This is a genomic window from Devosia sp. 2618 (genome assembly GCF_040546815.1).
Classification (GTDB): Bacteria; Pseudomonadota; Alphaproteobacteria; order Rhizobiales; family Devosiaceae; genus Devosia.
Window position 1 is genome coordinate 678460 of sequence record NZ_JBEPOO010000001.1, and the last position, 25885, is coordinate 704344.

Below are 25885 nucleotides of genomic sequence, written 5' to 3' on the forward strand. Positions count from 1 at the left end.
CAACGCGAACAAAAATACTTTTAGAAATTGCGGAGGATAAAAATGAAACGCGTGGCATGTCTGACTTTTCTATGTTCGTTGCTCGCGGGCACAGCGCATGGACAGGGGATACTGAGCGCGCCGCTGAGAACCGAAGTGGGGCCGGCGGTTGTGGTGGAGGCTGATCATCTGGCCATCAACAAGACGGTGTTCGCGCTCTATGGTGTCGATGCCCCGATCAGAATTCAATGGTGCATGAAGGACGGCCAGCCGTTTGGCTGTGGCGTAGAGGCGATGGCGGCGCTGCAAGCGCTTGTCGAGAACCAGACCGTGACCTGCGAGCAGGTTCGGGACCCGCATCTGCGACGTCGGGTTCTGCGTTTTGGTCGGTGCACGATTGGCGATCTCGACCTCGCTGCTGAGCTGGTGCGTCAAGGTATGGCCATGGCGTTCAGGCCGCAATCCGAAGACTATGTGGCCCTTGAAGAGGAGGCCCAGGCAGGCCGGGTAGGCCTGTGGGCCGCGGATGAATTCACCCCGCCCTGGGAGTGGGAAGAAACCCATCTCAACGAGCAGTGAATCCCGAAATAGAAAAGGTGGGCGCCAGAGACGCCCACCCTCATTTTCTTAGTTGATCGCGAAAACGTACAGCTGATCGGTCGGTACGAAGAACGCCGACGGTGGGTAGGACGTACGGTCAGCGGCAGACGGTGCGGCACCGGCGAGCACTGCAATGTACTGCTTGCCATCGACTGCGTAGCTCATTGGAGGGCCAGCGAGGGACGTGCCCACGTTGAACTTCCAGACCACTTCGAGCGACTTGGCATTGTAGGCGGTGATGAAACCGTCCGAGCCCGAGCCGAACACGAGGTCGCCACCAGTCGTCAGCATGCCGTTCAGACGACGTGGCATGGTTGCCTTGCTGACGGTTTCGCCGCTGATTGGGTCGATTGCGATAACCGAACCACCGGTGAACACCTGTGGCATTACGGTGCCTTCTGGGGCAGGAAGACGGCCATTCCATTCACGCTGAGCGGTCACAACGTTGTATTCGCCGCCAGTGATCGTTGGATTTGGTGCTTCTTCCGGAACGTAAGCCGAGCAGCCTTCTGCCGAGGTGACATAGAGCAGCTTGGTGCCTGGGTTGTAGGCAGCTGGCTGCCAGTTCTTGCCGCCGCCGAGTGTCGGGCAGTAGATGCCGACGTCGCCAGCGCGCGAACCAACGGTGCCGGCGATGTACTTCTGCAGACGGGCTGCTGGATCGTACTCGTTTGGCTTGCCGGTTTCGAGGTTGATGCCGGTGGTCCAGGACACGTCTTCAACATACTGCTCGGCATAGGCCAGCTTGCCGTCGATGCGGTCGAAGCCGTACATGAAGCCGTTACGGGCAGCACGGACGACCATCTTGCTGGTTTCGCCGTTTGCGCCGGGCACGTCGATCAGCTGGTTGTCGCCGACTTCGTCATAGTCATAGGGGTCGTTTGGCGTGAACTGGTAGTGCCAGTCGATCGCGCCGTCCTTGGCACTGATGGCCACGATGCTCGATGCATAGAGGTTGTCGCCAGGACGATATTCGGCGTCGATCTGCGGAGCAGGGTTACCCGTGCCCCAATACATCATGCCGGTTTCTGGATCGTAGCTGCCGGTCTGCCAGATGGAAGCACCACCTGTTTCCCAATCGCGGCCGTCCCAGGTTTCAAAGCCTGGTTCGCCGGGGCCGGGGATGAGATGCGTGCGCCATACGGGCTCACCGGTCTTGAGGTCGAGAGCTTCGAGCCAGCCGCGGATACCATACTCACCGCCAGCAGGGCCATAAACGGCCGTGTCGCCAACGATCAGTGGTGCGCCGGTGAAGCTTTCAGCACGGTCCTGGTCAGCGCGCTGGACTTCCCAGTTCACTTCGCCAGTGTCCTTGCTCAGCGAGAAGACGCGACCGTCCATGGTCAGGCCAATAACGTCGCCATTCCAGAGGCCGATACCGCGGTTTTCAGCGCCGCAGCAGGTGGCGTCCGAGATCCATTCACGATCGACTTCAGGATCGTACTTCCAGATGATCTTGCCGACATTGCCGTCGCGAACGTCGACCTTGTAGACGACTGACCAACCGGACTGGACGTACATGAAGCCGTCTTCGACCAGTGGCGTGCCTTCGTTACGAGCACTTGCATAACGACCACCGCGCGATGCGTTGTCGAATGTGGTGACGAAAGCCAGCGACAGGTCCTTGACGTTGTCGTTGTTGATTTCCGTCAGTGGGCTGAAGCGATGGCTGTCATAGGTCCGGTGGACCATGAGCCAGTTCGCGTCTTCGGCCTCGGCACCAGCACCGAGCAGACGCTCGGCGGTGGTATCGGCGGCCATTGGCGCGCCAATCGCCAATGCCATCATCAATGCAACCAGACTTGATTGCAGTATTGCAGTTTTCTTCACAGTATTACCTCCCGCTATGAAATGCGATTACATGGTTTCGTCGCCGCCGATCCGCGAGTCGAACACGGAGGCGACAATAATTTTACCGTCTTTGATTTCGAGGCCGAGCTGAGGAAGCTTGCGCCCCGCTGGTCCGAACAAAACGGCGCCGTTATTCTTGGGATCGAAATGCGAGCCGTGGCATGGGCACTCGAGGGTCTTTTCTTCGCGTAGCCAGCCGGTCACTTCGCAACCGGCATGGGTGCAGATGGCCGAGTAAACCAGTACGCCTTCAACAGCGCGGGTCTTTGCTTCGTCGGTCAGATCGGCATCATTGAACTTGATCGCGAGGAGCGTGTTCATGAACTCGCCGTTGCGGATCAGGCCGTCGGGCGAAACGGCATAGGCCGTCTTGGGGCTAACGCCGGGGCGAAGATCTTTGACTTCGAGCGGGCGGCCATCTTCACGAATGGTGATGAAGTCGCCTACCTGAGGCGGCAGTTCGTCGGCGGGCAAATCGTCCGCGGCCTGCGCAAACGCCTGGCCAGCCATGGCAATGCCACCAGCTGCAGCCATACCCTGAAGAACGGCACGTCGTCCGAAGTTCGCAGCCAGACGGCAGATGGGCTGCCCTTCACCAAATTCTTTGTCGTTAGTCTTCTCGCTGCTCAAAACTGGTGCTCCTCAACAACACACGTTTACGGAATGAAATAGATGCCCTGATCTCAGGGGCAGAGGTTCAGCTTCCCTTTTGGGCCAGCGCCCTCAAGAACCTTGATGTCGACCGACTTGAGATCCTGCTGCAGCGAGATGCGGAGCGTTCCGTTCTCGGCTGCTTCGTGACCGGCCTCGCACACGACATTTGCTTCCCAAACGGTCTTGCCATCTTCGACGGTTGGATCGCTCAGCTCGATAAAGGTGCAGGTCGCCTCATCATTGATGGCCTTGTCGGCACCGAGTGCCCTGACTTTGCCGTCAGGGATCGAGCGCTCGCCGTTGATGATGGCGCAGCCGGCGTCGGTGCCATAGGTACCGGCTATATCAAGCTGGTTGGCAAGCAGTGCTGGCGTGAAAGCCAAAAACAGGGACGTGGCAAGCAGAGATCGAACTTTGGATTGGGGCATTGTCGCAATACCGTCCTTTCAAAAGCGTCTCAATAACAGCAGGCGAAGTACGCAAATGAGCGGGGCTGCAAGTAATGAGGCGTGCAATAAGAGTTTTGAGAATAATTGGTTGGTCGGAGCGCCTTGCTGATTGGGGCGGTTATATGGGTCTTCGATAGTTGCTGAGTTGTGCGCGACAAGACCTAACGACTACCTCAAAGCCCTCCTCGAATAAGGACTACTTGATGCTGAGCGCGTAAGCCGCTCTTGCGCATGTTGTGTCCGAAACAAATTCAGACCCGTCCAAGCGCTATCCGCTTGCACCGCGATCTTGCCAATTGGCCATGGCATGTTGTTGGAGGCTAAGCATTTTGTCGCAGCGATGCTCCAATTGGTAATATTGCTATTCCCAATGAGGTGCGTGTTTGAGCTTGCTGGCGATGTGAGGCTGGGAAGGGGCCCGGGCCGGCCATTGGGCTGCTTGGCAACCGGAAGGCTTGGCGGCGTCAGAGCCAGAAAAGTCCACTGAAATCGCTTACGGCGCGGTGTGGGCTATTGGTCGGCGGTCTAAGTCGGGGCGCCTGGTAGAGCACCCCGCTGGAAGGCTTTTTTTACTGGTATTCGAGTTCGGGTTCGCGCAGCGTTACGAGGAGATTTTCCATGCGCTCGGCTTCGTCGCCGCGATACTGGCCGCGCCGGAAATTGCTGACGATTTCAACAATACGCATGCGGCGCTGGTTGTAGCGGTCGAGGCTTTCCCCATCGAAGCGGGGGCAGCGGATTTGAGGCCATTCGTCCAATTTGCGCACTCTACAGTCGCAGGGAATCCTGCCGGTAACTGCTTGGATAATAGAGAACGTCGGTGAGGTGAAATTGAGCGCTTGGTTAGAATTTGGATAGAATCGGTCACTGCCTCGTCATCATGTAGCCCACTCCACGAATAGTCTGGATCAGTGAAGGAGCGTCGGCCGAGTCGATCTTTTTGCGCAGATAGCGGATGTAGACGTCGACGATCTTGGTGCCCGGATCATAGCCATAGTCCCAGACGCTGCTGAGCAGGCGCTGGCGACTGACCACCTTGTCGGCATTGACCATGAGATAGGCGAGGAGTTCGAACTCTTTCAGCGTCAACTGGAGGGGAGTGCCTGCTTTACTCACGCGATGGGCCGCCGCATCGAGCACAATGTCGCCAGCGCGCAGCAGTTTGGGCTGTTCGGTGCCACCGCGGCGGCGCAGGGCAACAATGCGAGCCAGCAGTTCGTCGAAGGCGAAGGGTTTGCTGATATAGTCATCGGCGCCGCCCTTGAGCCCTTCGATCTTGTCCTGCAGGCTATCCTTGGCGGTGAGCATGAGGATCAGGGTTGGCAGGTTTTCTTCGCGAATGACGCGGCAAACCTCCATGCCGTCGATATAGGGCAGCATGCGGTCGAGAATCACCAGATCGAAACTGTCAGCCCGGATGCGCTCCAGCCCGTCGCGCCCATCGCGCTCGACGCTGACGTGGTAGCCCTCTGCAGCAAGGCCACGCTCAAGGAAGGAGGCGATGCGGCGGTCATCTTCGACCACAAGAATATTCATTGGGTCGCTCCGTCCCACTTCGGCAATACGATGGTCAATACAGCGCCACCTCCGGCGTGGTTGGTGAGTGTGATCGTGCCTAAGTGTTGATCCACAATGCTCTTTGCAATGGCTAGCCCGATGCCGAGGCCAAATGACGACGCCCGCCCGTCGCGCCCGCGATAGAAGCGATCAAATACGTGAGGCTGGTCCTGTTCGGTGATGCCGGGGCCCTGATCCTGGATTTGCACTTCCGCCCCGGCCTGCGTCACGGCCAGCGAGCCGGTTATCGTAGTGCCCGGCGGGGAGTGATTGATGGCATTGTCCAAACCAATGAGCAGGGCCTGCTTGAGGCGGCGCATGTCGGCGTTCACCCAGACCGTGCCTTCGGGCAACTTGAGATCGAGCGCCACTTCTCGTGGCTCGGCGAGGGCTTCTGCCTCCTGCATGCTGGCAGCGAGCAGGTCATCGAGCATGATGGGTGCGAGTTGTAGCGGCTGCTCTTCGCCAGAGCGGGCGAAGGAAATCAGATCGTCGAGCAGTTGGCCCATGTCTGCGGCCTGTTCCTGGATGCGTTCCAGTGATTGGCGTTGTTCGCCAGCTGCCGCATTGGGCAAAAGGGCAACATCGGCTTCGCCGCGAAGAATGGTGAGGGGAGTGCGCAGTTCGTGGCTGACATCGGCCAGAAATTGGGAGCGCTTGGCGTCGGTCTCGCGCAGGCGGCGGTTGGTTTCGCGCAGCTCTTCGGCGCTTTTTTCGAGCGCCTGGGTCAGTGGATGGGAGGCGCGATCGGTTGGGCGTAGGAGGGTTCTCGTGGTCAGCAGCCACATGACGATGGAGGCCAGCGCCGCGATGCCCCAGACGATCAGGATCTGTTCGCGTTTGGAGTGGTTTTCGGCGCGGGCGGCGTCGATCCTCGCATAGATGTCGCTTTCGGCATCATCGAGCAGGGCTTCAAACTCTCGCGACAATCGGAAGTCGACTTCGCGCTCATAGACCTGGTGTGCTTCGACGGTGCGCTGGTCGCGGTTGAGTACGATGGCGCGCGAGGCCGACAGATCGATGGAGTGATAGAGCTCAAGCATTCGGCGGGCGTTTTCGATGTCCTTGATGGAGTCGCGGGTCTGGCTGTTGCTCGATGCGGCGACAGCCTGCGCCCGGGCGGTGGCCGATAGGCGGATGAAGGCGCGTTCTACGGCGAGCCGTGCGGCGCGCAGATCGTTTTGCTGCTCGCGACCGAGCATGAGGACTTGCGCGAGTTCTGAGCCATATTGGCCAGTGGCCTGACCGAGCACCAAGGTGCTTTCAAGCTGCGCCTGTAGCCGTAGAATCTGCGCCTGATTTTGATCGTCGGAATAGAGCACCCAGACCGAGGCTCCCATCAGGGCGAAGAGGCAAATCAGGTTCGCCAGAATAAGCGAAATCTTACTCCAGCTCACGAACTCGGGCCCCCGCAGTTTTGGTCATGTGGCTTCTTTGTCTCCAATGTGGAGACAAACTTCATAGCGGGAGGATGCGGGACCAGACCGGGTTCATGCAAGCGAAGTCTGGGCGTTAGTCACGTTTTACCCGACGAATGGCGCCGGCCAGCGGATTGTAGCCGTGGGTGGCTAGAACGAAGGCGACGACGGTGACGCCGACCACGACGGCGAGGCTGGTCCAGTTCACCTGCCCGTAGGCCGCAAACCGCATCAACTCGACGGCGTGGGTGAAGGGATTGGCCAAAGAGGCGTAGTAGATGATCTCGGCGCCAGCCTCGCGGAGCTTCCAGAGCGGATAAAGCGCCGAGGACAGGAAAAACATCGGAAAGACCACGAAGTTCATCATGCCGGCGAAGTTTTCGATCTTGGGCGTATATACCGATACCAGCAGGCCGATGGCGCCCAGCATTAAACCCGAGAGGATGATGGCGGGCAGCACGTAGAGTTCGCCCCATGGCGGGAAGTGGTAGCCAAACAGGCGGGCGAGCAGCAGGAAGGCATAAACCTGCAGGACCGACAGGATCGTGGCGCCCATGATCTTGGCAAAGAGCAGATAGCCGCGGGGCAGGGGCGACACCAGCATCACGCGCATGACGCCAGCCTCACGATCATAGACCATCGAGAGTGCCGATTGCATGCACTGGAACAGCACGACGATGCCGGCGAGGCCCGGCAGGATGTATTCCTGATATGGGGTGTATGTGCGATAGGGCGCAATGATCGACACACCCAGCAGGTCGTGCAGGCCAGTGGCGAAAACCAGTAGCCATAGAGCCGGGCGCACGAGCGCTGAGAGCAGGCGCTCGGTTTGCCGAAGGAACTTCGCCACCTCTCGCCATGCAATCGCAGTCAGGCCCAGCCAGAGGTGGTGTAGCGTTATTGGCATTGATGCTCGGGTTGGTCAGTGCCCAGAGTGTCAAGTGTCGTCGACTGGTGCAGGAAGCCCGGGAGCGGCGCTTCGGCGATGACGGCGTTGTGCGTGGCGAGCACAATCGGCATGCGCATCTGGCCATCCCACTCGCGGAAATTGAGCTGAACCCCCTTGGAGCCGTCGATCTTGAGGCGGCTGCCACGGAGATATTCGGCGATCTTGGCCGGGTCTTCCGAACGGGCCTTGGCATAGGCGGTGACGATGGATTTTGCGGCAATCCAAGTCGCCCAGTCCTGACCGGTCATGCGGCGGCCGTCGGTCAGGTCTTCAAAGCGAACTGTGACCTGCGTCGATCCGTCCCGATCCCATGCCCACTGCCATTCGCTGGCGACGAGACCTGTGGAACCGACGATGGGGCGCGCCAGCTGGGTGTCGTATGGCAGGTAGCGGCTGTACTCGCCCTCGCTGTCGGCGACATAGATGATATCGTAATCGACGCCACCGGTGATGAGCTGGGTATTGTTGGCCTCGCGGTTCGCCGGGTCGGTCGAGAGCGTGAACTGGCGTTCATCGACGATGTTCAGTCGGAGGCGTTCTGCGGAGGCGCGGAAGGACGTGGCAAGTGCGCTGTCGCGCTCGTGCGGGCCGACTAGCATGAGGACTTTGGTCCAGTTGCGGGTGCGCAGGAGCTGGACCAGAGCGTCGGAGTTCATGCGGTCTGACGCTGCGGTGTGGAGCAGGTTGGGATAGCAGCGCGTGCGCAGATAATCCTCGGGTGCCGTGGCATTGACCAGCGTGACCGGGAGCGCCGTCGTGGCGGCGGCCACCTGATCGACGAGGTCGGCCGGGAGGTCGAGAATGATGAAGTTCTCGCCAGCGCCGACCATTGCCTCGATCTTGGCGATGAGGGCCGGCGCGTCGGCTGCTTCCTGATGGTGGAGCGAGACTTCTTGCCCGACGGCATCGGACACGACGCGCAAATCCTCAACGCCCATGGTGGCGCCGTCGATCGGATTGCCGCCGGGGGCGATCTCGATGCGGGTGTAGACGACATCGGGGTGGTAGCGGACGTCATTGGTCAGGCCGAGATAGCCGACCGTCACCGGAGCGGCGGCAACGCTGCTGGTGAGCAGCGTTACCGTCAAAGTTGCAAGAGCCCAGCGGCTAGTCATCGATCACCACCGAATGGGGCACGCGGCCAACCGGAATGGACTGAAGGGCTGACATGCTGGCCATATCGACGACCGTAATATCGTCCGATAGTCCGTTGGCTACGAAGGCAAGGCTTTCGTCGCTGGACAGTGCAACGGACCAAGCGCGCCGACCGACCAGCACATATTTGAGCACTTCGCGGCTCGCGGCGTCGATGATGGCGATGTGGTTTGCCCGGCCCAGGCTCAGCAGCACCTTGCTGCCATCCTTGGTGATGGCCATGCCAACGGGGGTGACGTCTTCTTCGCGGAAACCGGGTGGCACGAAGATTAGGCTGTCGCCCTTGATCTCGTTGGTGGCGGTGTCGATGACGTAGATTTCGCTGGAGAGTTCGCAGCTGACCCAGAGTTCGGAGCCATCTGGGGTGAGGATGAACCGGCGCGGACGGGTGCCGACCAGAATGTTTTTGGTGACGGTGCCGGTGGCCACGTCAACCACGTGAACCATGTCGGCGACTTCCGATGTGACATAGGCGGTCTTGCCGTCTGGCATGACCAAAACGCCTTCCGGCTCGGCACCGGTCGGGATGTCTGCAATTGAGGTGCGGGTCGCAGCATCGATAATTTCGAGGCGCGAGTCTTCTTCGTTGGACACGAAGATCTGCGATTCATCGGGCGAGAAGGCAAAGACTTCCGGGCTCGGGCCCGTCGGAATGCTGTCCACCACTTCGAGCGTATCGACGTCGATGATGTCGATGACGTCATCGTCGCCGCAAGCGACGTAGAGCAGGGTTCGGTCAGCGTTGAAATGCATATCGCGCGGGCGGCGCGACGTCTCGATGCGCTTGACGATCTGGTAGTCCTTATCGAGCACCACCACCTCGTGGCTTTTCTCGTTGGACACGAAGATCAGGCCCGTCCCCGCAGCCATAGCTGCTGCTGCGGATACACCGAGCATAACGGTTGCCAGGGCTGTGCGAAGAAGGGCCTTCATCATCTTCAGTTCACCACAAACTTGCCGGCCAGGCCGCGGTCTTCATAGCCTGCTGCCCAGAACTTGTATTCGCCCGGACGGATCGGCACGAACCAGATGTCGATGGTGCCTTCATCGTCGAACTCGACGCTGTAGAGGCCGAAAGGCTTTACTTCGAGATCGTTGATTACGACCTGATTGATCCACGAATTGCGGAACAGCTCTGGTGCCATGATCGCTAGTTCTTCGCCGCCGTCATGGACGATGCGGAAGCGGTAGTACTTGCCGGTCTCGAGTTCGAAGCTGGTTTCCGAAAAGGTGAGGTCTGCACTATTGATCATCAGATCGGGGAGGCGCGTCCCGTTGGAGGCAAGGTTACCTGCTGCCTGCACTGGCGCCGCAACGGCACCGATCAAAAGCACCGAGGCCAGAATGGCCTTCAATCCACGCATTAGAATTCTCCCCAAAAGTCCGGTTAAGTCCGGTTTAAAATTAAATGCAGACCCACCCTGGGGGTTTCGATTGTCTCCCGCAATCGTTCAGCCTCAATACGTTACATTGCCTTCCCCGATATCAAGGGGTGTTAGACGGCCCTGTTATTGAAACCAGTGCGCCACACATTCGTGCATGCGCTGCAGCCCCACTCAAGCATATAGTGCCGGGATTGGTATAGGCGTCATCGGGGGCACGAGAACAGCGTTGGAGCAGTCTGAAAACACCATTGCCCTCGAGAAGGTCAGTAAATTTTACGGCGACCAGCTGGCGCTTGATGGGGTGAACTTCTCCATAGGGCGCGGCGAGATCGTTGGCCTGCTCGGACCCAATGGCGCCGGGAAGTCCACTTTGTTCCAGATTGCGGCGGGGCTGTTTGCGCCAGACGATGGTTCGGTGCGGGTATTCGACATGGACTATCGCCGCAACAGCAGCGCTATCTTGCGTCAGCTGGGCGTGGTGTTCCAGGCGCGCTCGCTCGACCTGGACATGTCCGCGAGCGCCAATCTGCGGTTTCACGGGCAGCTTTTTGGTCTCTCGGGCAAACGGCTGAAGGAGCGGATCGAGGCTGTCGCGGGTTTTCTCGATATCGTCGACTTACTGGATCAGTTGGTGCGGACGCTGTCGGGAGGCAATCAGCGGCGGGTGGACATTGCGCGGGCTTTGCTCAATCAGCCGCGGTTGTTGTTGATGGATGAGCCCTCCGTGGGGCTGGATACAACGGCACGGAACGCGCTCGTACAGCACATGCAGCGCGAACGCGACGAACGTGGCACGGCCATTTTGTGGGCGACGCATCTTGTCGAGGAAGTGGCACAAGCGGATCGGATTATCCTGATCGCCAAGGGACGCGTCGTGATCGAGGGAACGCCCGCCGAAGTCGTCGCCGCTGCAGGTGTCACCACCTTGGCCGAGGCCTATGTGAGCCTGACGGGCGGAAGCCGCAGCGCGCCAAGTCCGGACGAGGCGGTGGTAGACAGTTAAGCGACCTGAACCAGCCACTTGTCGTTGACGGTCATTTCCGAGGCGTATTCGGTGCGGCAGAAATCGGCGATCTGGTTGTAGGTCTGGGCGTATGAACGCAAGGACATCAGGTGTTTCGGCATAGCCAGCACCATCTCATTGGTCATGCCATCGATCTGCACGAAGCGGACGATCTTGTGGATTGAGTCCGAGAGGTTTGGCAGTAGCGACATCGGGCAATGCGCGGTGGCGAGGCCAGCAGCGACCATGTCCAACGCCAAAGGGTAGGTGCTGGCAGAATAGGTCGGCGCGGCCTTTGGCAATTTGTGGCGATACCATTCAAGCGAGGCATTGCGCATCGGCATTTGCGGTTCGAGATCGACAAAATGCTGCATGGGAGCCGATACGTCGACCTGCCCACGGCCCGCCAGCGCCCGACGAACTTCGTCGCACGGTACCGACATTGGCACAGCCCAGGCGACGGGGTCATGGAACAGGCTGGTGATGGCGAAGGCGTTGCGGTGATCGACCAGCGAGTCGTTGCTGACGATGGCGCAATTGAGTTGGTGCAGCCGCAACATCTTGACGAGCTCGGTGCAAGTCTCGGCGTACTTGATTTCGAACTTGATGAAGCCAGGCTGGGTCGAGGTAATTCGCGCCGCTTCCGAGACGAGGCGGCCGCGCAGTGTGGGCGTGATTCCCATGCGTAGTGTCAGGCTGTTCTTAACGAACCGCTGGTCATGCTCGGCAAACACGGTTTTGAGCCGGTCGAGCAGTTCATTGCTGATCGCAAACCAATAATCGCCCGCAGGGGTGAGCAGCATGGCTTCACTCCGGTTGCGGACGATGAGTTGGCAGCCGAGTTTTTCTTCCAGTCTGGCGAGTTGTTGCGAAATCGAAGGCTGCGACAAGTCGATTCTTCTGGATGCCTTGGTGATCGATCCTGCCACGACCACGGCGTTGAAAATTTCCAGCTGTTTAAGCGTGATATCCTGCACTGCACTGCTCCCTGAGGGGCAGCATAGGACATATCAACGGAAAATCTACTGGTCGCAGTGGTTTGGGTCCAAAGTTTAATATTTCTCGGTTTGAGAATGTTTTGGCCGCCGACTGCGGAAAGCGGCCTGCACCATTTGACGGCCATTTAGGGTTGCGTTTGAGCCGATGATGGCCGAGTGAAACGCACAGATCAAAATCAGAAGACCGCTGCGTCGAACTACTCGCAGCTATTGCCGATTTCGACTTCGTAGGTGGTCTTGCCGACGCCCTGCGGTGGGACGGATTTTAGGTAGACGATGAGGTCGCATTCCTGGGTGCGGATTTCCCATTCCATGGCGCCGTCTGAGCGGGTGCCGGAATTGGTGATGGCGCCGATGGGCGCCTGCCGCAGGGCGTCGGCGACGTTGGCGTCGGCGAGAATGGTGCCGATCTGTTCGCCGCTGTCATAAAAGCCGGACAAAGCTGCGTGGGCAGGGGACGTGAGTATGATGAGGGCGATTGGCAGGTAAGCGAGCTTCATCTGGACTGACCTTGATGAGGGAGGGGAGGCGGTTCGCTTGCGGGCAGAACTAGCCCCAGACGTTATAGTCCTCGCCGGCATGGCCTTGTTCCCAGGCCTGGTCCCAATTGGCTTCGTCGTCGTTCTTCTTGCCGCGATGGGGATTGGTGCTCTTGTCCTGCTCGGAGGCGCCGGCGGTCCACCCGGCCAAGCGTACCTTTTCGTCGTGCTGTTTGTCGTTTGGCATTGGTCTCTCCTGGTTTTGGCGCGGCAGCATGGGGGATACAATTTGTTGCCAGAAGGCATGCCCAAGCGGCCAAGCGCAAGGGAAAATGGTGGGCGCGGAGGGACTTGAACCCCCAACCAGACCGTTATGAGCAAAGCGCTCTATGCGGAAACGCCCGCAACACCGTCAATCAAGCACTCCGCAATATGGCTTTGCGCCACTATGTTCATTTTGCGTTCCGCTGTACAGGTTCAACGAACCTGAGAGCACACCGTTTTGTCTCATCCTTCGCCCTTTGTTCCGACAAGGCGAGGTTTGCTGGTGAAATCTAGTATGTTGGCTTCCTCGCGCAAGTGCTCCGGTGCGAACCTGGCATAAACCCGCTCAGTCACCGCGGTAGATGTGTGACCAAGGTATTGGGCGATTCGGCTCATTGGCGTGCCCGCGACCGCGAGATGCACCGCCGCCGTGTGGCGCAATACGTGAGGCGAAACGCCGGTCAGTCCCGCGTCCTTCACCGCGGCATTGAACCCGGTCTTGATCGAGGCGACCTGTTCGCCAGCCCACTCCACAACATAGTCGGTCAGTGCGGCTTCCTTGGCGGCTGATAGCGCGGCCTTAAGCCCCGCGTTCATGGGCACGACCGCCCGACCTTTGCGCGGCCCCGTTGTGGATGCCCGAAGGTTGATGACGCCACTTTCAAAGTCCACCCGATCCCATGTCAGGTCGAGAACGGCACCAACGCGCGCCGCGGTCGAAAGCATCAGCAGGATTGCGAGCCGAATGTGTGGCGCCGCCTTGGCTTCCAAAAGCTTCCCTATCTCAGCGTCTGTCAGCCATCGGTCTTTCGCCGCGGGCTTTTGAGGCCGCTCGATGTCCGGCGCCTTCGCAATGAGGTGCTTTCGATTGGCCGCCCATACCATCACAGTTCGCAAATGGCCCAGCTCGGTCCAGATCGTGCCGTCGTGTACAGGCCGCGGCGGCGCATCCTTGCCCCTCGGCAACATGGTCGCTCGGCGCTTGGCGGTATAGGCCCTACAGATGTCGGTCGTGATTTGGTCGGGTCGCAGATGGCCAAAGTGGGGCCCGATGGCCTTCCACTCGAACTTCATCGCGGTCGCAACCCGGCGTTCCTTCTTTTCCTCGCGATACATGTCCCAGAGAATTTTCACCGTGACGGGCTCGGCGCTGACAACCTCCTGTCGGATTACGTCGATTGCTTCTCTCTCCGCATCCTTGGCCGTGAGTGCGTCAAGACGATAACGCTTTCGCTTGCCATCGACCCACCAGGAGACGACGAAACGTCCGTTGAGCCTTCCGATGCGATAGTCTGACATTGTTCAAATTCCTCCACCGCGGCGGCGGGTATCCTAATAAGGCGGGGGCCAAGTCGGAAGGCCTTCAATTCTCCGCGGCGAACGAGGTTGCGGATGTGATTCGGGGAGCATCCCCAAACATCTGCCAGCGTCTCCGGCGTATGTGGTCTGGCTACCATCCCCAAACCTCCCAAGCCCAATACCCAATGCCATAGATAGCCCCTACTGCTAGGACGATCCCAAACCCCTTGTGCTTCCAGTTCGTTCTCATGGGGTGGGCTCCTTGGCGGCTAGCTCGTCGGCCTCAGTAGGCGTGTGACCAGCCAGTCGGTAAGACTGGTTCCAGCCCCGCTGATAGAGCCAAGGCTTCTCGCGGCGCTTCGCTTCGTCATAGCAAAGGTCAACCTGGCAATGGTATTTTGAGGTCGGGTTGTTGCCGGCGAATGCCGAGAGCCAGCACATGTCAGAGCACTCGGCGACAAAGGCTTCGTCGGTAAGATTGACCAGCTTCGTTGCGTAGTCTGAACGTTCGACTGCGGTGAGCTTACCCATCCTGCTTCTCCTTGGTGAGGGCAGTGCGACCGGCAGGGGTGGAGCGAACGTGCATCTGGTAGTCGCCATCCTCCCATTCGTAGATATACCGTGCCGCCAGCAGCGCGGCATAATCTCGCTTTGATCCCGGCATCCGCCCCTCGTCTTCGTGGTCGATGAAGCGCAGCAACTCGCGTTGGTCTGGTGTCAGCTTCGCCATTTATTCAGCCTCCGGGGGTGAGGGGAGAGGGGTATAGACCGGCTGAGAGAAAACCGACTTCTGCCAATCCTCGGTACGGGCGGCAGCGTCGATAAAGAACGGCTCCACTGCTGCGGGATGCGCAGGCTTCAGGTATCCGACCAGTTTCCACCCTCCCGTTGGTGGGGAGAGCGAGGAGAGGGCTTGGACCTGCGCAATTGCACCGGGCCACATACTGGTGATGTCGAGCCAGTGCGACACGCCGAGAGCAAAGCCCGCGTCATAGTCATCCCAACCCGCTTCCATGAAAGATATGTCCCACGTCCCGACCTTGTCGCAGTACGTGAGTATGGTCTGCTCGCCGCGAAACTCGTCGCGTACCGGCAGGCCATCCGTGATCGGTGTCATCTTCAGTTCGATCACTGTTGGACGGGAGAAAGAGAGGGCGCGGGTGTTCCATGCGGTTATGGCCTCGGCATGGCCCGGCTGATCGTACTGGCTGACGCCACAACCGTTGCACATGAACTGTGTGTAGCAAGGGCCAGCCGTGTTGATGTCAGTGCCCCCACAGAACGGGCACGGCTTCAGCGCATCTAGCTTGGCTGTTTCAGTCATGGGTCCGGTCATTTTGGGTCACTCCCAGCAAGGGCGGCGACAGGTGGGTAGTGTTTGAGAACATCGAGGCGTTCTGCGTCTGAGGTGCCGTTGCCTTCCTTCACCCACGTCCAGCGGTGAACAAACTCCGCAAGCGCGGCAAGACTGGCTTCGGCGGTTTCGGCGCGGGTGGTGAGGGCCGACCAGCCTTCGGCCATGCGGCTGTTGCTGTCCTGCATTTGCTTGATGCGCGCCAGAGCGGCGTCACGCTGGCCCTTGAGCTTGGCGTTCTCGTTGCGCGCGGCCCATGCCTCATCCCTTTCCCGTTCCACAGCCTGGAGCTGGGACAGGGGGACGAGCGGGCTAGAGGTGAACCCCATAAGCTTGGGCACATCGCCCTTTGAGAAAATCGTCTCTGTGGCGCTCTCGTGCATTGTGGCCACGACCCGGTTATCCCCGCCTGGGGTGGGGGCTACCGGCTCAGCAACCGAATAGCCTTCGCCATTGTAGCGGAACTCCACGCTGGCCTGTTCAGCATGAACGAGGGCGGCGGTGAGGATCGACGTAACGGTTTTGATTGTCTCATCGATCGTTCGTCGCGTCGCGGGGCCGTCGCCGGGGAGGGGCGTGAAGCCCCGGCTGAAAAGCGCTGGATAAATTATCAGGCACCCGGCCAGAACCATCTCATCGCTTACCGTCACAGATCGGCGCTGCTGGAGCTCGGTGAGGGCTTTTTCGTAGTCAGCGGTGTAGATGGTGGCAAGCTTCGCGCTGCCGTGGTTCCGAACACCCGCCAGCATCTCCGCCAGCCGTTCGTCAGATACTCGATCAGAGGTCATGACCGTGCATCCCGTTGCTGCTCGGCCCATCCGGCAAGCAATGAGGCGAAATAGCTGTAGTCCAGGTCGGCCAGTTCGCCGCCGCCTTCCACCCAGCTTTTCGCGCAATCTGCCAGGTACTCGCTGATATCAACCCGTTCCTCGTAGGTCTGGGTCAGGATGAGGTCTGCGATCTGGTCGTTTGTGGGACGTGGGTCGGTCATGAGCGCTCGCTCCAATGTATGATTTCGCGTGTGGCAGATCGTTGCTTGGGACGGGCAGGGAATCCCGCAGATTGGAAGCTGGGGCGCCGGTTGTTTGTGGCTTGGTCTAGTCCCAGATGCTTGGCGCGAATGCGGCGTGACTTGGCTCGGCTCGTCGCCTCGGCGCTGGTCTTTTCGACGTGGCACCAGTTGCAGAGCATCTGGAGATTGCTCTCCCGGTTCTCGCCTTCATCTGCCAGCGGCACTATGTGGTCGCAGTTCGCACGAACGCCGGGGCCGAACTTGCGGCCGCACTTGCAGGCATCACCTTGTTGGGCGCTTATACGGTCGCGGACCAATTGGCCGGGCATGCTGTCGTCGGTCTTGCCGATCCATTCGGGAACTGAGCGTGCCATCAGCTCGGCTCCCAGCCGATGACGACGCCGACGAAATACGCCGTCTCGTAGCGCTCGGTGAACCAAGCATGCATGTCAGCATAGTCCTTGAAGCCGTCCTGACGCGCGAACTCGTCGGCGCTTGGGAACAAGCTGGCGTTTCCGAAGGTGATGCCATCCGGGCGAAGGGCGATGTAGTGCGCCATCGTGCAAATGGGGTCTGGGTCCACGAGCTTCCGGCAAGCCTTCGTCCGCTGGCCCGTATAGAGCTGCAAGCGGTCGCCTACCTTGGCGCGCGCGGATCGGCGTATAGTCTGGCGCTTGGCCCCGCTCTCGATTGCGGCTGCGAACTGCGGCTGGAAATTGAACGCGACCATTATGCCGCCACCCGATCATCTTGGAACTGAACGCCATGCTCGGCGCCGAACTTGAACATCAGCTCGATCAGACCCGTCATTTCGTCCTTGGTCAGATCGGATGACGACTGGCCCCATGGCACGAAGGTGCGGCCATCTAGGCTTGGGAGAAGCTGGATTTCCTGCCCGAGTGCATGAAGGAAGATGACCTTCCACTGATCGGGCGCGAACTGTTTGCCGCCAAGGGTTGCCTGCTGGGAAAGATCGGTGAGCATGGCCCACATGCGATCATTCTGGGGCAGGGTGCGCTTGACCTCTTTGAACTCGACGCGAGTGCCGGCCGGAACGCCCATGGCCCAGCGGCAGACCTTTTCGCGGTCGCTCTTACCGTTGAGGATCACTGTTGCGCGGCTCATGCTCCGAACCCCGTCACAGCCTGCGCCGCTTCGGCATAGGCAAAGTGCAAGTCCTGCTGAGCCTCGTCGGGCAGCAACCCAAAGCGGGCGCTATCCATCAGGCGAGCAGCTGCCGACAGGTCGCGGGTGAGCTTGCTGTCCTTTGCCACACGGCAGGCGCGTTGGACTTCAGTCATGAAGTCGGCGCTTTCAGCTATGGTGGTCATCGAAAAAATCGGCGGTTGCCTTGTCAGCACTTGCACCTCTCGGCACAAGCCCGCCGTCCCTTGGGGGTGGAGTTACGCTGGCTCGCTCTCGCGGGCCATCTGATCGAATTGGGCATTTGGATCGACGCGAGATGTGCCAAGCGCAGCTTTGCGGGCGTCGTATTCCGCCTTGAGCTGCCTACGGCCCTCGTCATCCGTGAACTGCTTCCAGGCCTCGCCAAAGGCGGACTGGCATTCGTCGGTGTTTTGGGCGTCCCTGATCTTGTGGCGGGCAGAGACAAGCGCTGCCTGTTCTTCGGCTTCGACCGCTTCGGCAGCGGCCAAGTTCACATCGCCCATGTCGCTTGGTGGGAGCCCGAACTTGGCTTCCATCATCTTGGCCAGCTTCGCGAACTCCGTCTTTTTGATGCGCACGGATTTGCCCGCCGCCTCCAGATCGACCCACGTGTTGCCAAGGCTGTAGAGATATCGGCCAACGCCCCATTTGACGGCAGCGCGCTTTAAGGCATCAGAGATTGCGCCTTTCTCGGCCTCAACATCGCTGTCGCCAGCGCCATCGGCTTTCGTCACCCATTCTTCACCGATACGGATCGAGAGGTAGCAAACCGTGCGCTTGCCGTGGAACTCGTAGCGGTCCTGCCAATTGCCGACGCCGCACACTTCGTCCAGCCGCTCCATGACGTGACGGGCGGTGAGGTACGCGAGGGCGAGCCCACTGGACTTGTCGGCCTTGGTGCTGCCAACGCGCCATTCGATTTCATTAGGCGGGAACGGGGCGTGAAGGTTCTGGAGGTTCATTTCGTCCTCACTGTCAGGCCGGGTTCGCTGGTCTTGAGCGTGGCGCCGGGAACATCATCGCCCGCCTCAAGCTGGGCTTTGATCGCGGCCTTGTCGGGCTGGCGAACAATGGAGAAGGTGCCTTGGGGCAGGGCGTCCACATCGATCACCTCTACGCTCGAGCGGGGCTTCGTGACGCTGATGGTCGCCTCGGGCAGCACGAGCTTGGGAAGGTCGGCGACGCTCATGAGCGATAGCATCAAAGCCTTCACCCCGTCCGCGCCGCGCACCTGCCGCGCCTTCCGTTCGGAAAGGTCGCCAATGTAGGAGCCGAGCCCCTCGGCGTCAGCCAGCTTCTCGTTCCGAACTCGGACCAGCCGGGACATGATGCGGTTGAAGTCGGTTTCGCCCTCGAGCGTATCGAGGCGCAATTCTTCATCGTCTGCCAGCTCGGGAAAGACCACCAACATGTGGCGGATTTCGCTCTCGAGTTTCGCCGCGTCGAGTGTCAGGTAGTCAGCCATTATGCTGCGCTCCTGATCTGCTCGGCCACATCGGGGCACTGCAGCAACTCGGCCACGCGGGCTGTTGCGTTCCTCGCCTTTTCGATGTTGGCGGAATGGGCTTCGCTGCCCTCGGTCTGCTGTGATGCTGCATAGACGGCATCGATGAGGTCGCGGGCGTATCCGGTTGCCAGGATCATTTGCCCTTTGGTTGCAGTTGCGGACATTCACAGTCCTCCAATCAGAAATGAAAGGTCAGGCCAGCTTTCAAAGCGGGCGAAATAGGCGAGGGTGATTGAGGCGGGGAGGCTCAAGGCGATGACGCCCCAGAGCAGCGCGGCTTCGTGGAATTGCTCGCGGAAGGTGCGGGCAACGGGCTCTTGTGCTAGGCTGTCATTGCCGTGGAGGAAGCGATGACAGACATTGTGGACCGACTGCTTGAGGCTGCTGACGAGCCTGCCGAAATGACCCGAAGCGAGCTGCAGGTGCTTTTGCGCCAAGCCGCCATCGACATTCGAACGCTCAGGGAACTCGTGGGCATTCGAGACGAGGTTTGGCTTGAGGACGTGGAGCCGGAAGGGAACGGGTAGGGTCACAGCGTTCCCCCGGCGTTAGCGACGGCGGTGCGCTCGATCTCGCGCAGCGCCTTCTCCAGTTCCTCTATTCGGGAGGCTTGGGCATAGACCTCGGGGAACAAAGCCTGCTGTAGCGCACTACGCGTCTGGGCGTTCTCGGGCTTCTCAAGCTCGATTGCGATGTGGTCCCACTGCGTCTGGTGCGGGCGCATGTGCTCGGCCATAGCCGCCAGCACGGCAGATTGCTCGTCAGACGCCATCGAAGCGAATATCTGCCCGAAAGCATCGGCGTCGGCTTCGATGAAAACCGGGAAGCGGCTTTCGATGCGAACGGTGATTTGGTTCTTCTCAGCCATGAATGCCTCCTACCGAGCGATTTGGCTTCGGTGTTTGCGAGAGACAGCTTAGGAGCGCCGTTAGAGGCCCAATCTCGAAAGCTGACGGGGATGATGAACTGGGGGCGGCCTGAGCCGATGAGGGTGGTCATGGATCATGACGCCCTTCGCCGCGGCACTTCGAACACTCGGAGTTGCTGGTCCATGGACCGGCTTGCATCGTGATCCGACCGTGGCCGTTGCACTCTCGGCAAGTCACTTTTGCCTTCTCGCGACGAACGGCCTTGAGCAGATCTTCCTTTTCGCGGTCGCGATAGGCAGAGAGGTTTGACGATGCCACGTCATCACCGCTGGCCATGCCGTAGTTTTCGTGACCGCCGCGAACCGAAGACGCTAGGCAATCAAGCTGCGCAGTGGTCAGAAGAAGCCCGCAGTCATCAGCAGCGATTGAGATGCACTCCTGCCAATATTCGTCCTGCCAGTTAGCCATTGCCCTTACTCCGCTGCGACCTGATAGCCAGCAGCCGTGATAGCCGCCTCGCACCAGTCCCGAATTGCAACGAGGTCGGCCAGTTCCAGGCCGCGAGAAGCCGACAGACCATGAGCCTCAAGGCTGATTTCGTACTTGTCGCGCGGGCCAAAGCTCAGCGAGCGATACTTGACTTCGCGGAGGTCCATCGACGGCATCTGGCCATCGTTGATGGTGAGCGTTTCAATGCGGGCCATTATGCTGCCTCGTGCTGTTTGGTTGCGGCAGCGGCGCGCTCGGCCAGTTCTGCCAGTGAATAGGTTTTGATGGCGGCGTACTGCGCGTTGAGCATCGGCTTGATCGAACGGTTGATCCGGTTCATCTCGACGCGAATACGTTCAGCCTCGGCGGAGCGACCCATGCGCATTTCTGCGTTCATGCGAGCCTCAACAGCGCCGTAAGCTGGCCAATAGGTCTTGTGGTCGGTGATCGCCGCAAAGGCAGTCAGCAGGGCGTCGGTTTCAGCAACGCGCTCAGCAGATGGCTCGCCGTATCCCGGTGGCGTCACTGTCTCTGTCAGGTCGTAAACTGGCACATTAGCCTCCTATGCGGGCATGGCTTTCTCTGCTGCCGACCGGGTGAGGGATCGGCAGGGGGCAAAGTCAGGCGGCTTGGGAAAGGATCTTGATCACGAGCGCGGGTTGCCAATGGCACTGCGAGCGGAGGTAGTCGCGGACGGCGGCTGGCGTCTGGTTGGCTCGCTCTGCCAGTTGGGCCAGACGATCAAGTGTCACGGCGCCGAACAGAGCGAGAGCCTCGGCTTTCAGAGCTGCGCGCTCGACTGCCGCTTGCTTCCGGCGCGCCTTGGCATCCTTGGCAACCTGCGCCTTGTAGCTGTCGATCTGGGCGTCGATGTTGCCGCGCTTGTTGAGTGGGACATTCAGCGCGCCGTGATCCAGTGCCATTCCCCGTCATCCTTCATCTGGGCCGTAGCCGTTTCGATGAGGATGAATGTAACCAATGCCTACGGTATCGTCAATAACAAAAGTAGGCAGTAGTTACGTCCGGTGGTCGAGGGTAATTTCCCGCTCGACTCTCTCTGTTTTCTGAGTCGTTAATGCGGGTCAGAACATAAGGAGAACAAAATGCGTGACGTGACACGCTTCACCGTTGTCTTTCCGACAAGGCTCATGGCTGCAAGCTATGACGAGAAGAAAGCGATCATGGACGCGCTAAGGCGCGAGTATCCGCACTATGAATTCGACGCCTTGGAGGCGTTCGAAGGCGGAATGGCGGATGACGACGACTTCAGCATCATCCCGGTAATTGGTACGGCAGAGGAGGGGGATGATATCGATGCAGTTACAATGCATCGGCTGCTGGATCCGCTAATTGTGCCTGACTTGCTTCAAGCAGTGGGCAGAGCCGAGCAAGAGATGGAACAGCTTTACTGAAATGAAAGTTCCATCCGATCCGTCTAGCAGGCGTTGGCTGTCTGGCCTGGCGATAATCCTTACAACGTTGGTCTCGCTCTTTGGCTTTTGGCGGCTGTCGCCGTTGGTGACATTCCTGGTCGCTTGCCTTGCGCTCTTTGGCCTTCTTTCCGTGCTTTGGCTGTCTCGTCGGCGTTAGTCGATTGATGGAGAAAGCACCTCGATCACAGACCGTCCACCCTTCTTGGGCGTCCAGATGCCGCCGACCTTCTTTTCGTCCACTCTCAGCTTAATTTTCATCTGGATGCCGAACCTCAAGCGTTCACGCACATGGTCTTGCTCGAGTGCTTCAAGAAACCGAGGGTCTTTCATCGTGGCTGAGAATTCCGGCAATCCAGGGGCCTGAAAGCGCCATGCTCCAGCTCGTTTGGCCAGTGTGGGGCTGATGAGCGTGACATCGAGTACGGGCCAAACAGTCCGCTCCTCTTCCTCCTCTTCCAGAATTGCCCACACCCCGCCGAGTTCTGCGAAATCCGACTTCGGAATTATATGCAGTGGCTCGCTCTCGTGGTTCTCAGCAATGCCGACGCCTTCAATGGACGGGTCTCGTTCAACGGTTTGGAAAAACCGTTTGCGTTTTTCGCGCACTGGAGGTTTGTCGCTCGTCTCTCTGATCAGTGCATCCAGGCGAGACCGGTCTTCTTCGCTAAGTTCTAGCGTTGGAGGAAGGATATATGGCAACGCGGTTGGGACAACGACTGAGGGAACAAACACAGCGAGTGCAATGGCCAGGTTCTTGACGCGCCAATGAGCACCCTCTTTGCCTTCCAGCTTCTTAAGCTGATCTTCTGCCCAGTCGAGGATGGCATTGAGGCGCAAGCTCCCCTCAACGGCATCGACAATCTCAACACGGAATTTCGCCGTGGGCTCTATCTCGAGAGCGGCAGCCCGTAGTGCAGCAACCCAATCCAGCGCCGCTTGGGCGACGACTTCAAGGTCAGCTTTCTCCCCGGGGACCAGCTTAAAATAAAGGCTCAGCTCCCCGCTATAAGTCGTGTCTGCCAAAAAATGCCCCCCAGCATGCCCTCGTTAGCGTCGCCCGACGTATGCGGCCACCTTCCCTAGTATTCTCAGAGCGTCGACATCGACTTCTTGGGCCTCATAGGTCGGATTGTCGCTGATGATTTTGCACCGCGGCGGCACTGCAAACATGATCCGCTGCAGTCGCTTGATCTGCGGTTCTGAATATCCGTCGCTGATCAGGTAGACGCCATCAGCGCGCAGCTCGTGTTCGCTCAGGTCGATGATGACCTTATCGCCGGGCGCATAATTCGGGACCATGCTGTCGCCTTGGACGCCGAGAACGATCGCCTTGTCGGGGTTTGAAACTGCCTCTCGCAGATAGGCTGGAGGGATGCGCCACTCGTCCACGATCTTGTGCGCAGAGATGGTGCCATTCCCCACCGGAATAACCATGACCTCGCCAACTGCGCCTTCACCTGCGCCAGCCTTGGCGTCGAGTTCGGGTATGGCTCCTGGTATGGCCGGGACAAAATGATCCCTTTCGTAGCCTTCGCCGTCAGCGTCGGGCGAGGGCGCCCAAGGCGCCTCGTCATCAAGAGGCTGTACGCTAAGTTCTTTGATGTCGTCATCCGCTGGGGGCTTGCCGATGCCCTTGATCAGCCAGTCGCTGGTCGTTGAAAGCATGCGTGCCAGCTCGGGGATTTTGTCAGGCTCGGGTGAGTTCCCTCGCCCCTCCCACTGAGCCACGGAAACGCGATTGATACCAAAGTGCTTGGCCACGTCCTCTTGGGTGAGGCCGCGTAGCTTCCGCGCAAACTTAATCCGTGTGCCGATGGTGTCCATTTCACAAACGTAGCCAGAGCTTACGCCGTAATCACCTACGTAGGCAGTTGACATATTACGTAACTACTGCCTACTATTGTGCATGATCAAAATCGTTGAAGTTGCTGCTGAGAAATCTGGGGGGCTAGTCGCCCTCGCCACTGCGCTCGGGATCAAGCACCAAGCTTTGTACAGCTGGACGCGCGTTCCGGCCGAGCGCGTTTTGGACATGGAACGCATCACGGGCATCCCCCGTGAGCAGATCCGCCCCGACTTGGCGGCGATCTTCATCAACCCCTCTGACATTCCCCAGCCAGAGATGATGATCCAATGAGCAAGCCAGAGACGGTGCGCATCGTCACCTATCACAGCACCAATGCCGAAGCCCGCAAGTCCTGGCTGGCGTTCATTGTCGAAGCCAACGGCGCCTATCTGCCCGTTCGCTTCCAGAGCGACACCGAGGAAGCCGCGAAGGCCCTCGCGCAGGAAGAATGGGACCGGCACTCCGCCGAACGCGAGGCGAACCAAGCTCGCCGCGAAGAAGGGCGCCGCAAGGCTGCAGAAACGCTGGCGCGAAAAGCCAGTGTGAGCACTGCTCACAAAATTAATTCGGAGGAATAGATGGCCGTCGAGGACTCGGTAGCACAGGACCAATTGCGGGCGTTCATCGAACGCATTGAGCGCATGGAAGAGGAAAAGGCGGCCATCGGCGCCGACATCAAGGAGATTTACGCAGAGGCCAAGGGCAATGGCTTTGACTGCAAGGTGCTCAAGCGCATCGTCAACATTCGCAAGGACAAGCAGACCTACGACGAGCAAGAGGCGATCCTCGAACTCTATATGTCCGCGCTGGATATGGTCTGACCATGACCCGCGCCCGCCGTCTCTCAGTCGATACAGCGCCGGTTCTGTGGGCATTGGTTGTCGGGCTCGTCCTGGTGCTGATCGCTGGCGGCTTGCTGCACGTCCTCGGCGGGGTGCGGTAATGGCTTCTGCGCTTTCGCCCATCTATGGCCGCGCTTGGTCAGCCGCTTCCAGGGCATCCGCTGTTCAATCGGCGGCGGGGTCAAACCTTGCCGCCAATGATCATGCTCAAACGTGGACCGACACCGAGCGGGGGCATTCGCTCGCTTTGGGGACGTGTCGGCCCGCGCTTGGGCATGTCGCTCAAGTTGGGGTTCGAGTGAACCTCAAGGACAGGGCTGCGGCCTTGTCCAAATCTGTACTGACGTTCCTGTTGACTGGCCGGGGCTTTGGTCCCGGCACCCATTCCCATTCCCATCGGCTGTCCCTCCCAGCCGTAAGCGAGCGTTCCGAGGTTCGTATCCTCCTCCTCCCCGAGTTTCGGGGCGCTCGCTGCCTTTTCCGCGCGACCGGCGCCAACCGGACCCGCGCTCATATCCTGCCGCGCCAGCCACTCCTTAAGTGCATCGCTGACGTGGATCATTCTCTCAATCGCCTTTCGTCGTCTCACTCGTCTCGTTGGGTTCACCCTAACGAGAACGGATTGACGCATGCGCAAGGATTCTTTGCTCGCGGAGCAAAAGCCAATGACTGACATCTCTGTTGTTGATGAGGCCGCCACTTGGGCCGATCTGCTGGTTAGGCGCGAACATCGCGGCCCCGGCGATACGATTGATGCTGCCCGCTCACGCGCAGCCCGCAAGCACAAGCTTCCCGAGCAAGCCCTATGGGCACTCCGATATCGCAAACCCAAAGACATCGCAGGCAGCATCTACCGCAGCTTGTACCGCGCCTATCTCGCGGAAACCCAAACCATGGAGGCCAAGATTGCCGAGAACCTCAAACTTATTGAGGCGCTTCCGGCCGGTCCGGCTCGTGACCGGATGGTGGCTCAACTGGCGCGCTTCCAGGCTGATCGCACGAACGAAACGCAAGCAGCGGAAGCGAACCCGCGCAGGCGTTCAACAGACCGAACAGGAGGACTAAATGACCACTCGTAGCACAACTGCAGTTCCAGGCACCGAGGCGCAGCCGGCAAGGGACGCCAAAGTCGCCTCATACGTCAAAGGCTCCCACGCCGCCCGCGTCCGCGCAGAGCAGGATGAGCGCCGCGTCGATCTGCTGGCGCTGCATGACGTTCTGAGCGCCCAGCGCGACGGGCTCAATGACCAGCTCTCCGATATCGGGGAAGCGCTGGCCATGTTGTCAGCGCCGAACGTCGTTTCCCTCAAGGCAGCGGAGTAGGGG

Annotated in this window: 43 protein-coding genes; 8 read left to right on the plus strand and 35 right to left on the minus strand. The window is 59.6% G+C overall.

Going from position 1 to position 25885, the window contains the following annotated elements:
- The first annotated feature begins 42 nt into the window (after nucleotides 1-42).
- Nucleotides 43-558, plus strand: a complete 516-nt coding sequence (locus ABIE28_RS03220) for a thermonuclease family protein (RefSeq protein WP_354060071.1) — start codon at nucleotides 43-45, stop codon at nucleotides 556-558.
- Nucleotides 559-606: 48 nt separating this feature from the next.
- Here the strand turns inward: ABIE28_RS03220 and ABIE28_RS03225 are convergent, their stop codons facing one another.
- The 10 genes from ABIE28_RS03225 to ABIE28_RS03270 form a co-directional block, all read right to left on the minus strand.
- Entirely contained in the window at nucleotides 607-2409 is a 1803-nt protein-coding gene (locus ABIE28_RS03225) for a pyrroloquinoline quinone-dependent dehydrogenase (protein WP_354060073.1), read from the minus strand.
- A 27-nt stretch (nucleotides 2410-2436) separates the two neighbouring features.
- Entirely contained in the window at nucleotides 2437-3060 is a 624-nt protein-coding gene (locus ABIE28_RS03230; protein WP_354060075.1) for a QcrA and Rieske domain-containing protein, read from the minus strand.
- 53 nt (nucleotides 3061-3113) lie between these two features.
- Complete coding sequence (locus ABIE28_RS03235) at nucleotides 3114-3512, minus strand: hypothetical protein (RefSeq protein ID WP_354060076.1); 399 nt, start codon at nucleotides 3510-3512, stop codon at nucleotides 3114-3116.
- A gap of 590 nt (nucleotides 3513-4102) precedes the next feature.
- The gene (locus ABIE28_RS03240) at nucleotides 4103-4291 is read right to left on the minus strand and encodes a hypothetical protein (RefSeq protein WP_354060078.1); all 189 of its coding nucleotides are present in this window, start codon (nucleotides 4289-4291) and stop codon (nucleotides 4103-4105) included.
- A 106-nt stretch (nucleotides 4292-4397) separates the two neighbouring features.
- The gene (locus ABIE28_RS03245) at nucleotides 4398-5069 is read right to left on the minus strand and encodes a response regulator transcription factor (RefSeq protein ID WP_354060080.1); all 672 of its coding nucleotides are present in this window, start codon (nucleotides 5067-5069) and stop codon (nucleotides 4398-4400) included.
- Nucleotides 5066-6487, minus strand: coding sequence for a sensor histidine kinase (locus ABIE28_RS03250; protein ID WP_354060082.1), 1422 nt, complete (start codon nucleotides 6485-6487; stop codon nucleotides 5066-5068). Before ABIE28_RS03250 ends, ABIE28_RS03245 begins: the two co-directional genes overlap by 4 nt.
- Nucleotides 6488-6602: 115 nt before the next feature.
- On the minus strand, nucleotides 6603-7415 hold the full coding sequence (locus tag ABIE28_RS03255; RefSeq protein WP_354060083.1) for a lanthanide ABC transporter permease protein PedC: 813 nt from the start codon (nucleotides 7413-7415) through the stop codon (nucleotides 6603-6605).
- Nucleotides 7406-8572: a type 1 periplasmic-binding domain-containing protein gene (locus tag ABIE28_RS03260; protein ID WP_354060085.1), complete on the minus strand. Its 1167-nt coding sequence runs from the start codon at nucleotides 8570-8572 to the stop codon at nucleotides 7406-7408. Before ABIE28_RS03260 ends, ABIE28_RS03255 begins: the two co-directional genes overlap by 10 nt.
- A complete protein-coding gene (locus ABIE28_RS03265) occupies nucleotides 8565-9509 on the minus strand; it encodes a PQQ-dependent catabolism-associated beta-propeller protein (RefSeq protein ID WP_354060087.1) in 945 nt (314 codons plus the stop codon). The genes ABIE28_RS03260 and ABIE28_RS03265 overlap by 8 nt, the downstream gene beginning before the upstream one ends.
- Nucleotides 9510-9550: 41 nt before the next feature.
- A complete protein-coding gene (locus ABIE28_RS03270; protein ID WP_354060089.1) occupies nucleotides 9551-9976 on the minus strand; it encodes a cupredoxin domain-containing protein in 426 nt (141 codons plus the stop codon).
- 247 nt (nucleotides 9977-10223) lie between these two features.
- Between ABIE28_RS03270 and ABIE28_RS03275 the strand changes: the two genes are divergently transcribed.
- Nucleotides 10224-11000, plus strand: coding sequence for an ABC transporter ATP-binding protein (locus ABIE28_RS03275; protein WP_354060091.1), 777 nt, complete (start codon nucleotides 10224-10226; stop codon nucleotides 10998-11000).
- Here the strand turns inward: ABIE28_RS03275 and ABIE28_RS03280 are convergent.
- From ABIE28_RS03280 to ABIE28_RS03390, 23 genes are all read right to left on the minus strand, one after another.
- The gene (locus ABIE28_RS03280) at nucleotides 10997-11977 is read right to left on the minus strand and encodes a LysR family transcriptional regulator (RefSeq protein ID WP_354060093.1); all 981 of its coding nucleotides are present in this window, start codon (nucleotides 11975-11977) and stop codon (nucleotides 10997-10999) included. The genes ABIE28_RS03275 and ABIE28_RS03280 overlap by 4 nt on opposite strands.
- A gap of 218 nt (nucleotides 11978-12195) precedes the next feature.
- Nucleotides 12196-12498, minus strand: coding sequence for a hypothetical protein (locus ABIE28_RS03285; RefSeq protein WP_354060095.1), 303 nt, complete (start codon nucleotides 12496-12498; stop codon nucleotides 12196-12198).
- Nucleotides 12499-12547: 49 nt separating this feature from the next.
- Entirely contained in the window at nucleotides 12548-12724 is a 177-nt protein-coding gene (locus ABIE28_RS03290; RefSeq protein ID WP_354060097.1) for a hypothetical protein, read from the minus strand.
- A 260-nt stretch (nucleotides 12725-12984) separates the two neighbouring features.
- Nucleotides 12985-14025 (minus strand): tyrosine-type recombinase/integrase, encoded by a 1041-nt coding sequence (locus tag ABIE28_RS03295; protein ID WP_502913424.1) that lies wholly within the window; start codon nucleotides 14023-14025, stop codon nucleotides 12985-12987.
- Complete coding sequence (locus ABIE28_RS21125) at nucleotides 13911-14198, minus strand: helix-turn-helix domain-containing protein (RefSeq protein ID WP_502913355.1); 288 nt, start codon at nucleotides 14196-14198, stop codon at nucleotides 13911-13913. Before ABIE28_RS21125 ends, ABIE28_RS03295 begins: the two co-directional genes overlap by 115 nt.
- Nucleotides 14199-14286: 88 nt before the next feature.
- Nucleotides 14287-14571: a hypothetical protein gene (locus ABIE28_RS03305; RefSeq protein ID WP_354060101.1), complete on the minus strand. Its 285-nt coding sequence runs from the start codon at nucleotides 14569-14571 to the stop codon at nucleotides 14287-14289.
- On the minus strand, nucleotides 14564-14770 hold the full coding sequence (locus ABIE28_RS03310; protein ID WP_354060103.1) for a hypothetical protein: 207 nt from the start codon (nucleotides 14768-14770) through the stop codon (nucleotides 14564-14566). The genes ABIE28_RS03305 and ABIE28_RS03310 overlap by 8 nt, the downstream gene beginning before the upstream one ends.
- The gene (locus ABIE28_RS03315; protein WP_354060105.1) at nucleotides 14771-15364 is read right to left on the minus strand and encodes a Lar family restriction alleviation protein; all 594 of its coding nucleotides are present in this window, start codon (nucleotides 15362-15364) and stop codon (nucleotides 14771-14773) included.
- 8 nt (nucleotides 15365-15372) lie between these two features.
- The gene (locus ABIE28_RS03320; RefSeq protein WP_354060107.1) at nucleotides 15373-16182 is read right to left on the minus strand and encodes a hypothetical protein; all 810 of its coding nucleotides are present in this window, start codon (nucleotides 16180-16182) and stop codon (nucleotides 15373-15375) included.
- Nucleotides 16179-16385, minus strand: a complete 207-nt coding sequence (locus ABIE28_RS03325) for a hypothetical protein (RefSeq protein WP_354060109.1) — start codon at nucleotides 16383-16385, stop codon at nucleotides 16179-16181. Before ABIE28_RS03325 ends, ABIE28_RS03320 begins: the two co-directional genes overlap by 4 nt.
- Complete coding sequence (locus tag ABIE28_RS03330) at nucleotides 16382-16780, minus strand: HNH endonuclease signature motif containing protein (RefSeq protein ID WP_354060111.1); 399 nt, start codon at nucleotides 16778-16780, stop codon at nucleotides 16382-16384. Before ABIE28_RS03330 ends, ABIE28_RS03325 begins: the two co-directional genes overlap by 4 nt.
- On the minus strand, nucleotides 16780-17136 hold the full coding sequence (locus tag ABIE28_RS03335) for an ASCH domain-containing protein (protein ID WP_354060113.1): 357 nt from the start codon (nucleotides 17134-17136) through the stop codon (nucleotides 16780-16782). Before ABIE28_RS03335 ends, ABIE28_RS03330 begins: the two co-directional genes overlap by 1 nt.
- Entirely contained in the window at nucleotides 17136-17531 is a 396-nt protein-coding gene (locus ABIE28_RS03340; protein ID WP_354060114.1) for a recombination protein NinB, read from the minus strand. The genes ABIE28_RS03335 and ABIE28_RS03340 overlap by 1 nt, the downstream gene beginning before the upstream one ends.
- A complete protein-coding gene (locus tag ABIE28_RS03345) occupies nucleotides 17528-17737 on the minus strand; it encodes a hypothetical protein (protein ID WP_354060116.1) in 210 nt (69 codons plus the stop codon). The genes ABIE28_RS03340 and ABIE28_RS03345 overlap by 4 nt, the downstream gene beginning before the upstream one ends.
- A 72-nt stretch (nucleotides 17738-17809) precedes the next feature.
- On the minus strand, nucleotides 17810-18535 hold the full coding sequence (locus ABIE28_RS03350; protein ID WP_354060118.1) for a Rad52/Rad22 family DNA repair protein: 726 nt from the start codon (nucleotides 18533-18535) through the stop codon (nucleotides 17810-17812).
- On the minus strand, nucleotides 18532-19038 hold the full coding sequence (locus ABIE28_RS03355; RefSeq protein WP_354060119.1) for a siphovirus Gp157 family protein: 507 nt from the start codon (nucleotides 19036-19038) through the stop codon (nucleotides 18532-18534). Before ABIE28_RS03355 ends, ABIE28_RS03350 begins: the two co-directional genes overlap by 4 nt.
- Nucleotides 19038-19244, minus strand: coding sequence for a hypothetical protein (locus ABIE28_RS03360; RefSeq protein ID WP_354060120.1), 207 nt, complete (start codon nucleotides 19242-19244; stop codon nucleotides 19038-19040). Before ABIE28_RS03360 ends, ABIE28_RS03355 begins: the two co-directional genes overlap by 1 nt.
- Complete coding sequence (locus ABIE28_RS03365; protein WP_354060121.1) at nucleotides 19245-19613, minus strand: hypothetical protein; 369 nt, start codon at nucleotides 19611-19613, stop codon at nucleotides 19245-19247.
- Nucleotides 19610-19948 (minus strand): hypothetical protein, encoded by a 339-nt coding sequence (locus ABIE28_RS03370; protein ID WP_354060122.1) that lies wholly within the window; start codon nucleotides 19946-19948, stop codon nucleotides 19610-19612. Before ABIE28_RS03370 ends, ABIE28_RS03365 begins: the two co-directional genes overlap by 4 nt.
- 127 nt (nucleotides 19949-20075) lie before the next feature.
- Entirely contained in the window at nucleotides 20076-20417 is a 342-nt protein-coding gene (locus tag ABIE28_RS03375) for a hypothetical protein (protein ID WP_354060124.1), read from the minus strand.
- 5 nt (nucleotides 20418-20422) lie between these two features.
- Nucleotides 20423-20653, minus strand: coding sequence for a hypothetical protein (locus ABIE28_RS03380; protein ID WP_354060126.1), 231 nt, complete (start codon nucleotides 20651-20653; stop codon nucleotides 20423-20425).
- Nucleotides 20653-20991, minus strand: coding sequence for a hypothetical protein (locus ABIE28_RS03385; RefSeq protein ID WP_354060127.1), 339 nt, complete (start codon nucleotides 20989-20991; stop codon nucleotides 20653-20655). The genes ABIE28_RS03380 and ABIE28_RS03385 overlap by 1 nt, the downstream gene beginning before the upstream one ends.
- 67 nt (nucleotides 20992-21058) lie before the next feature.
- Complete coding sequence (locus ABIE28_RS03390; RefSeq protein ID WP_354060129.1) at nucleotides 21059-21361, minus strand: hypothetical protein; 303 nt, start codon at nucleotides 21359-21361, stop codon at nucleotides 21059-21061.
- 180 nt (nucleotides 21362-21541) lie between these two features.
- On the opposite strand from ABIE28_RS03390, the gene ABIE28_RS03395 reads away from it, so the two are divergent.
- Nucleotides 21542-21850, plus strand: coding sequence for a hypothetical protein (locus tag ABIE28_RS03395; RefSeq protein WP_354060131.1), 309 nt, complete (start codon nucleotides 21542-21544; stop codon nucleotides 21848-21850).
- Nucleotides 21851-22024: 174 nt separating this feature from the next.
- On the opposite strand, the gene ABIE28_RS03400 is transcribed toward ABIE28_RS03395, so the two are convergent.
- Nucleotides 22025-22894 (minus strand): hypothetical protein, encoded by an 870-nt coding sequence (locus ABIE28_RS03400; RefSeq protein WP_354060133.1) that lies wholly within the window; start codon nucleotides 22892-22894, stop codon nucleotides 22025-22027.
- A 24-nt stretch (nucleotides 22895-22918) separates the two neighbouring features.
- Entirely contained in the window at nucleotides 22919-23695 is a 777-nt protein-coding gene (locus ABIE28_RS03405) for an XRE family transcriptional regulator (protein WP_354060134.1), read from the minus strand.
- A gap of 82 nt (nucleotides 23696-23777) precedes the next feature.
- Here ABIE28_RS03405 and ABIE28_RS03410 point away from each other — a divergent pair, with 82 nt between their 5' ends.
- From ABIE28_RS03410 to ABIE28_RS03430, 5 genes are all read left to right on the plus strand, one after another.
- Nucleotides 23778-24008 carry a transcriptional regulator gene (locus ABIE28_RS03410; RefSeq protein WP_354060136.1) on the plus strand — a complete coding sequence of 77 codons (231 nt, stop codon included), beginning with the start codon at nucleotides 23778-23780 and terminating at the stop codon, nucleotides 24006-24008.
- On the plus strand, nucleotides 24005-24295 hold the full coding sequence (locus ABIE28_RS03415; RefSeq protein ID WP_354060137.1) for a hypothetical protein: 291 nt from the start codon (nucleotides 24005-24007) through the stop codon (nucleotides 24293-24295). Before ABIE28_RS03410 ends, ABIE28_RS03415 begins: the two co-directional genes overlap by 4 nt.
- Nucleotides 24296-24538: a DUF2312 domain-containing protein gene (locus ABIE28_RS03420; RefSeq protein WP_354060139.1), complete on the plus strand. Its 243-nt coding sequence runs from the start codon at nucleotides 24296-24298 to the stop codon at nucleotides 24536-24538.
- A 650-nt stretch (nucleotides 24539-25188) separates the two neighbouring features.
- Complete coding sequence (locus ABIE28_RS03425) at nucleotides 25189-25638, plus strand: hypothetical protein (protein ID WP_354060141.1); 450 nt, start codon at nucleotides 25189-25191, stop codon at nucleotides 25636-25638.
- A complete protein-coding gene (locus tag ABIE28_RS03430) occupies nucleotides 25625-25882 on the plus strand; it encodes a hypothetical protein (RefSeq protein ID WP_354060143.1) in 258 nt (85 codons plus the stop codon). Before ABIE28_RS03425 ends, ABIE28_RS03430 begins: the two co-directional genes overlap by 14 nt.
- Nucleotides 25883-25885 lie beyond the last annotated feature (3 nt).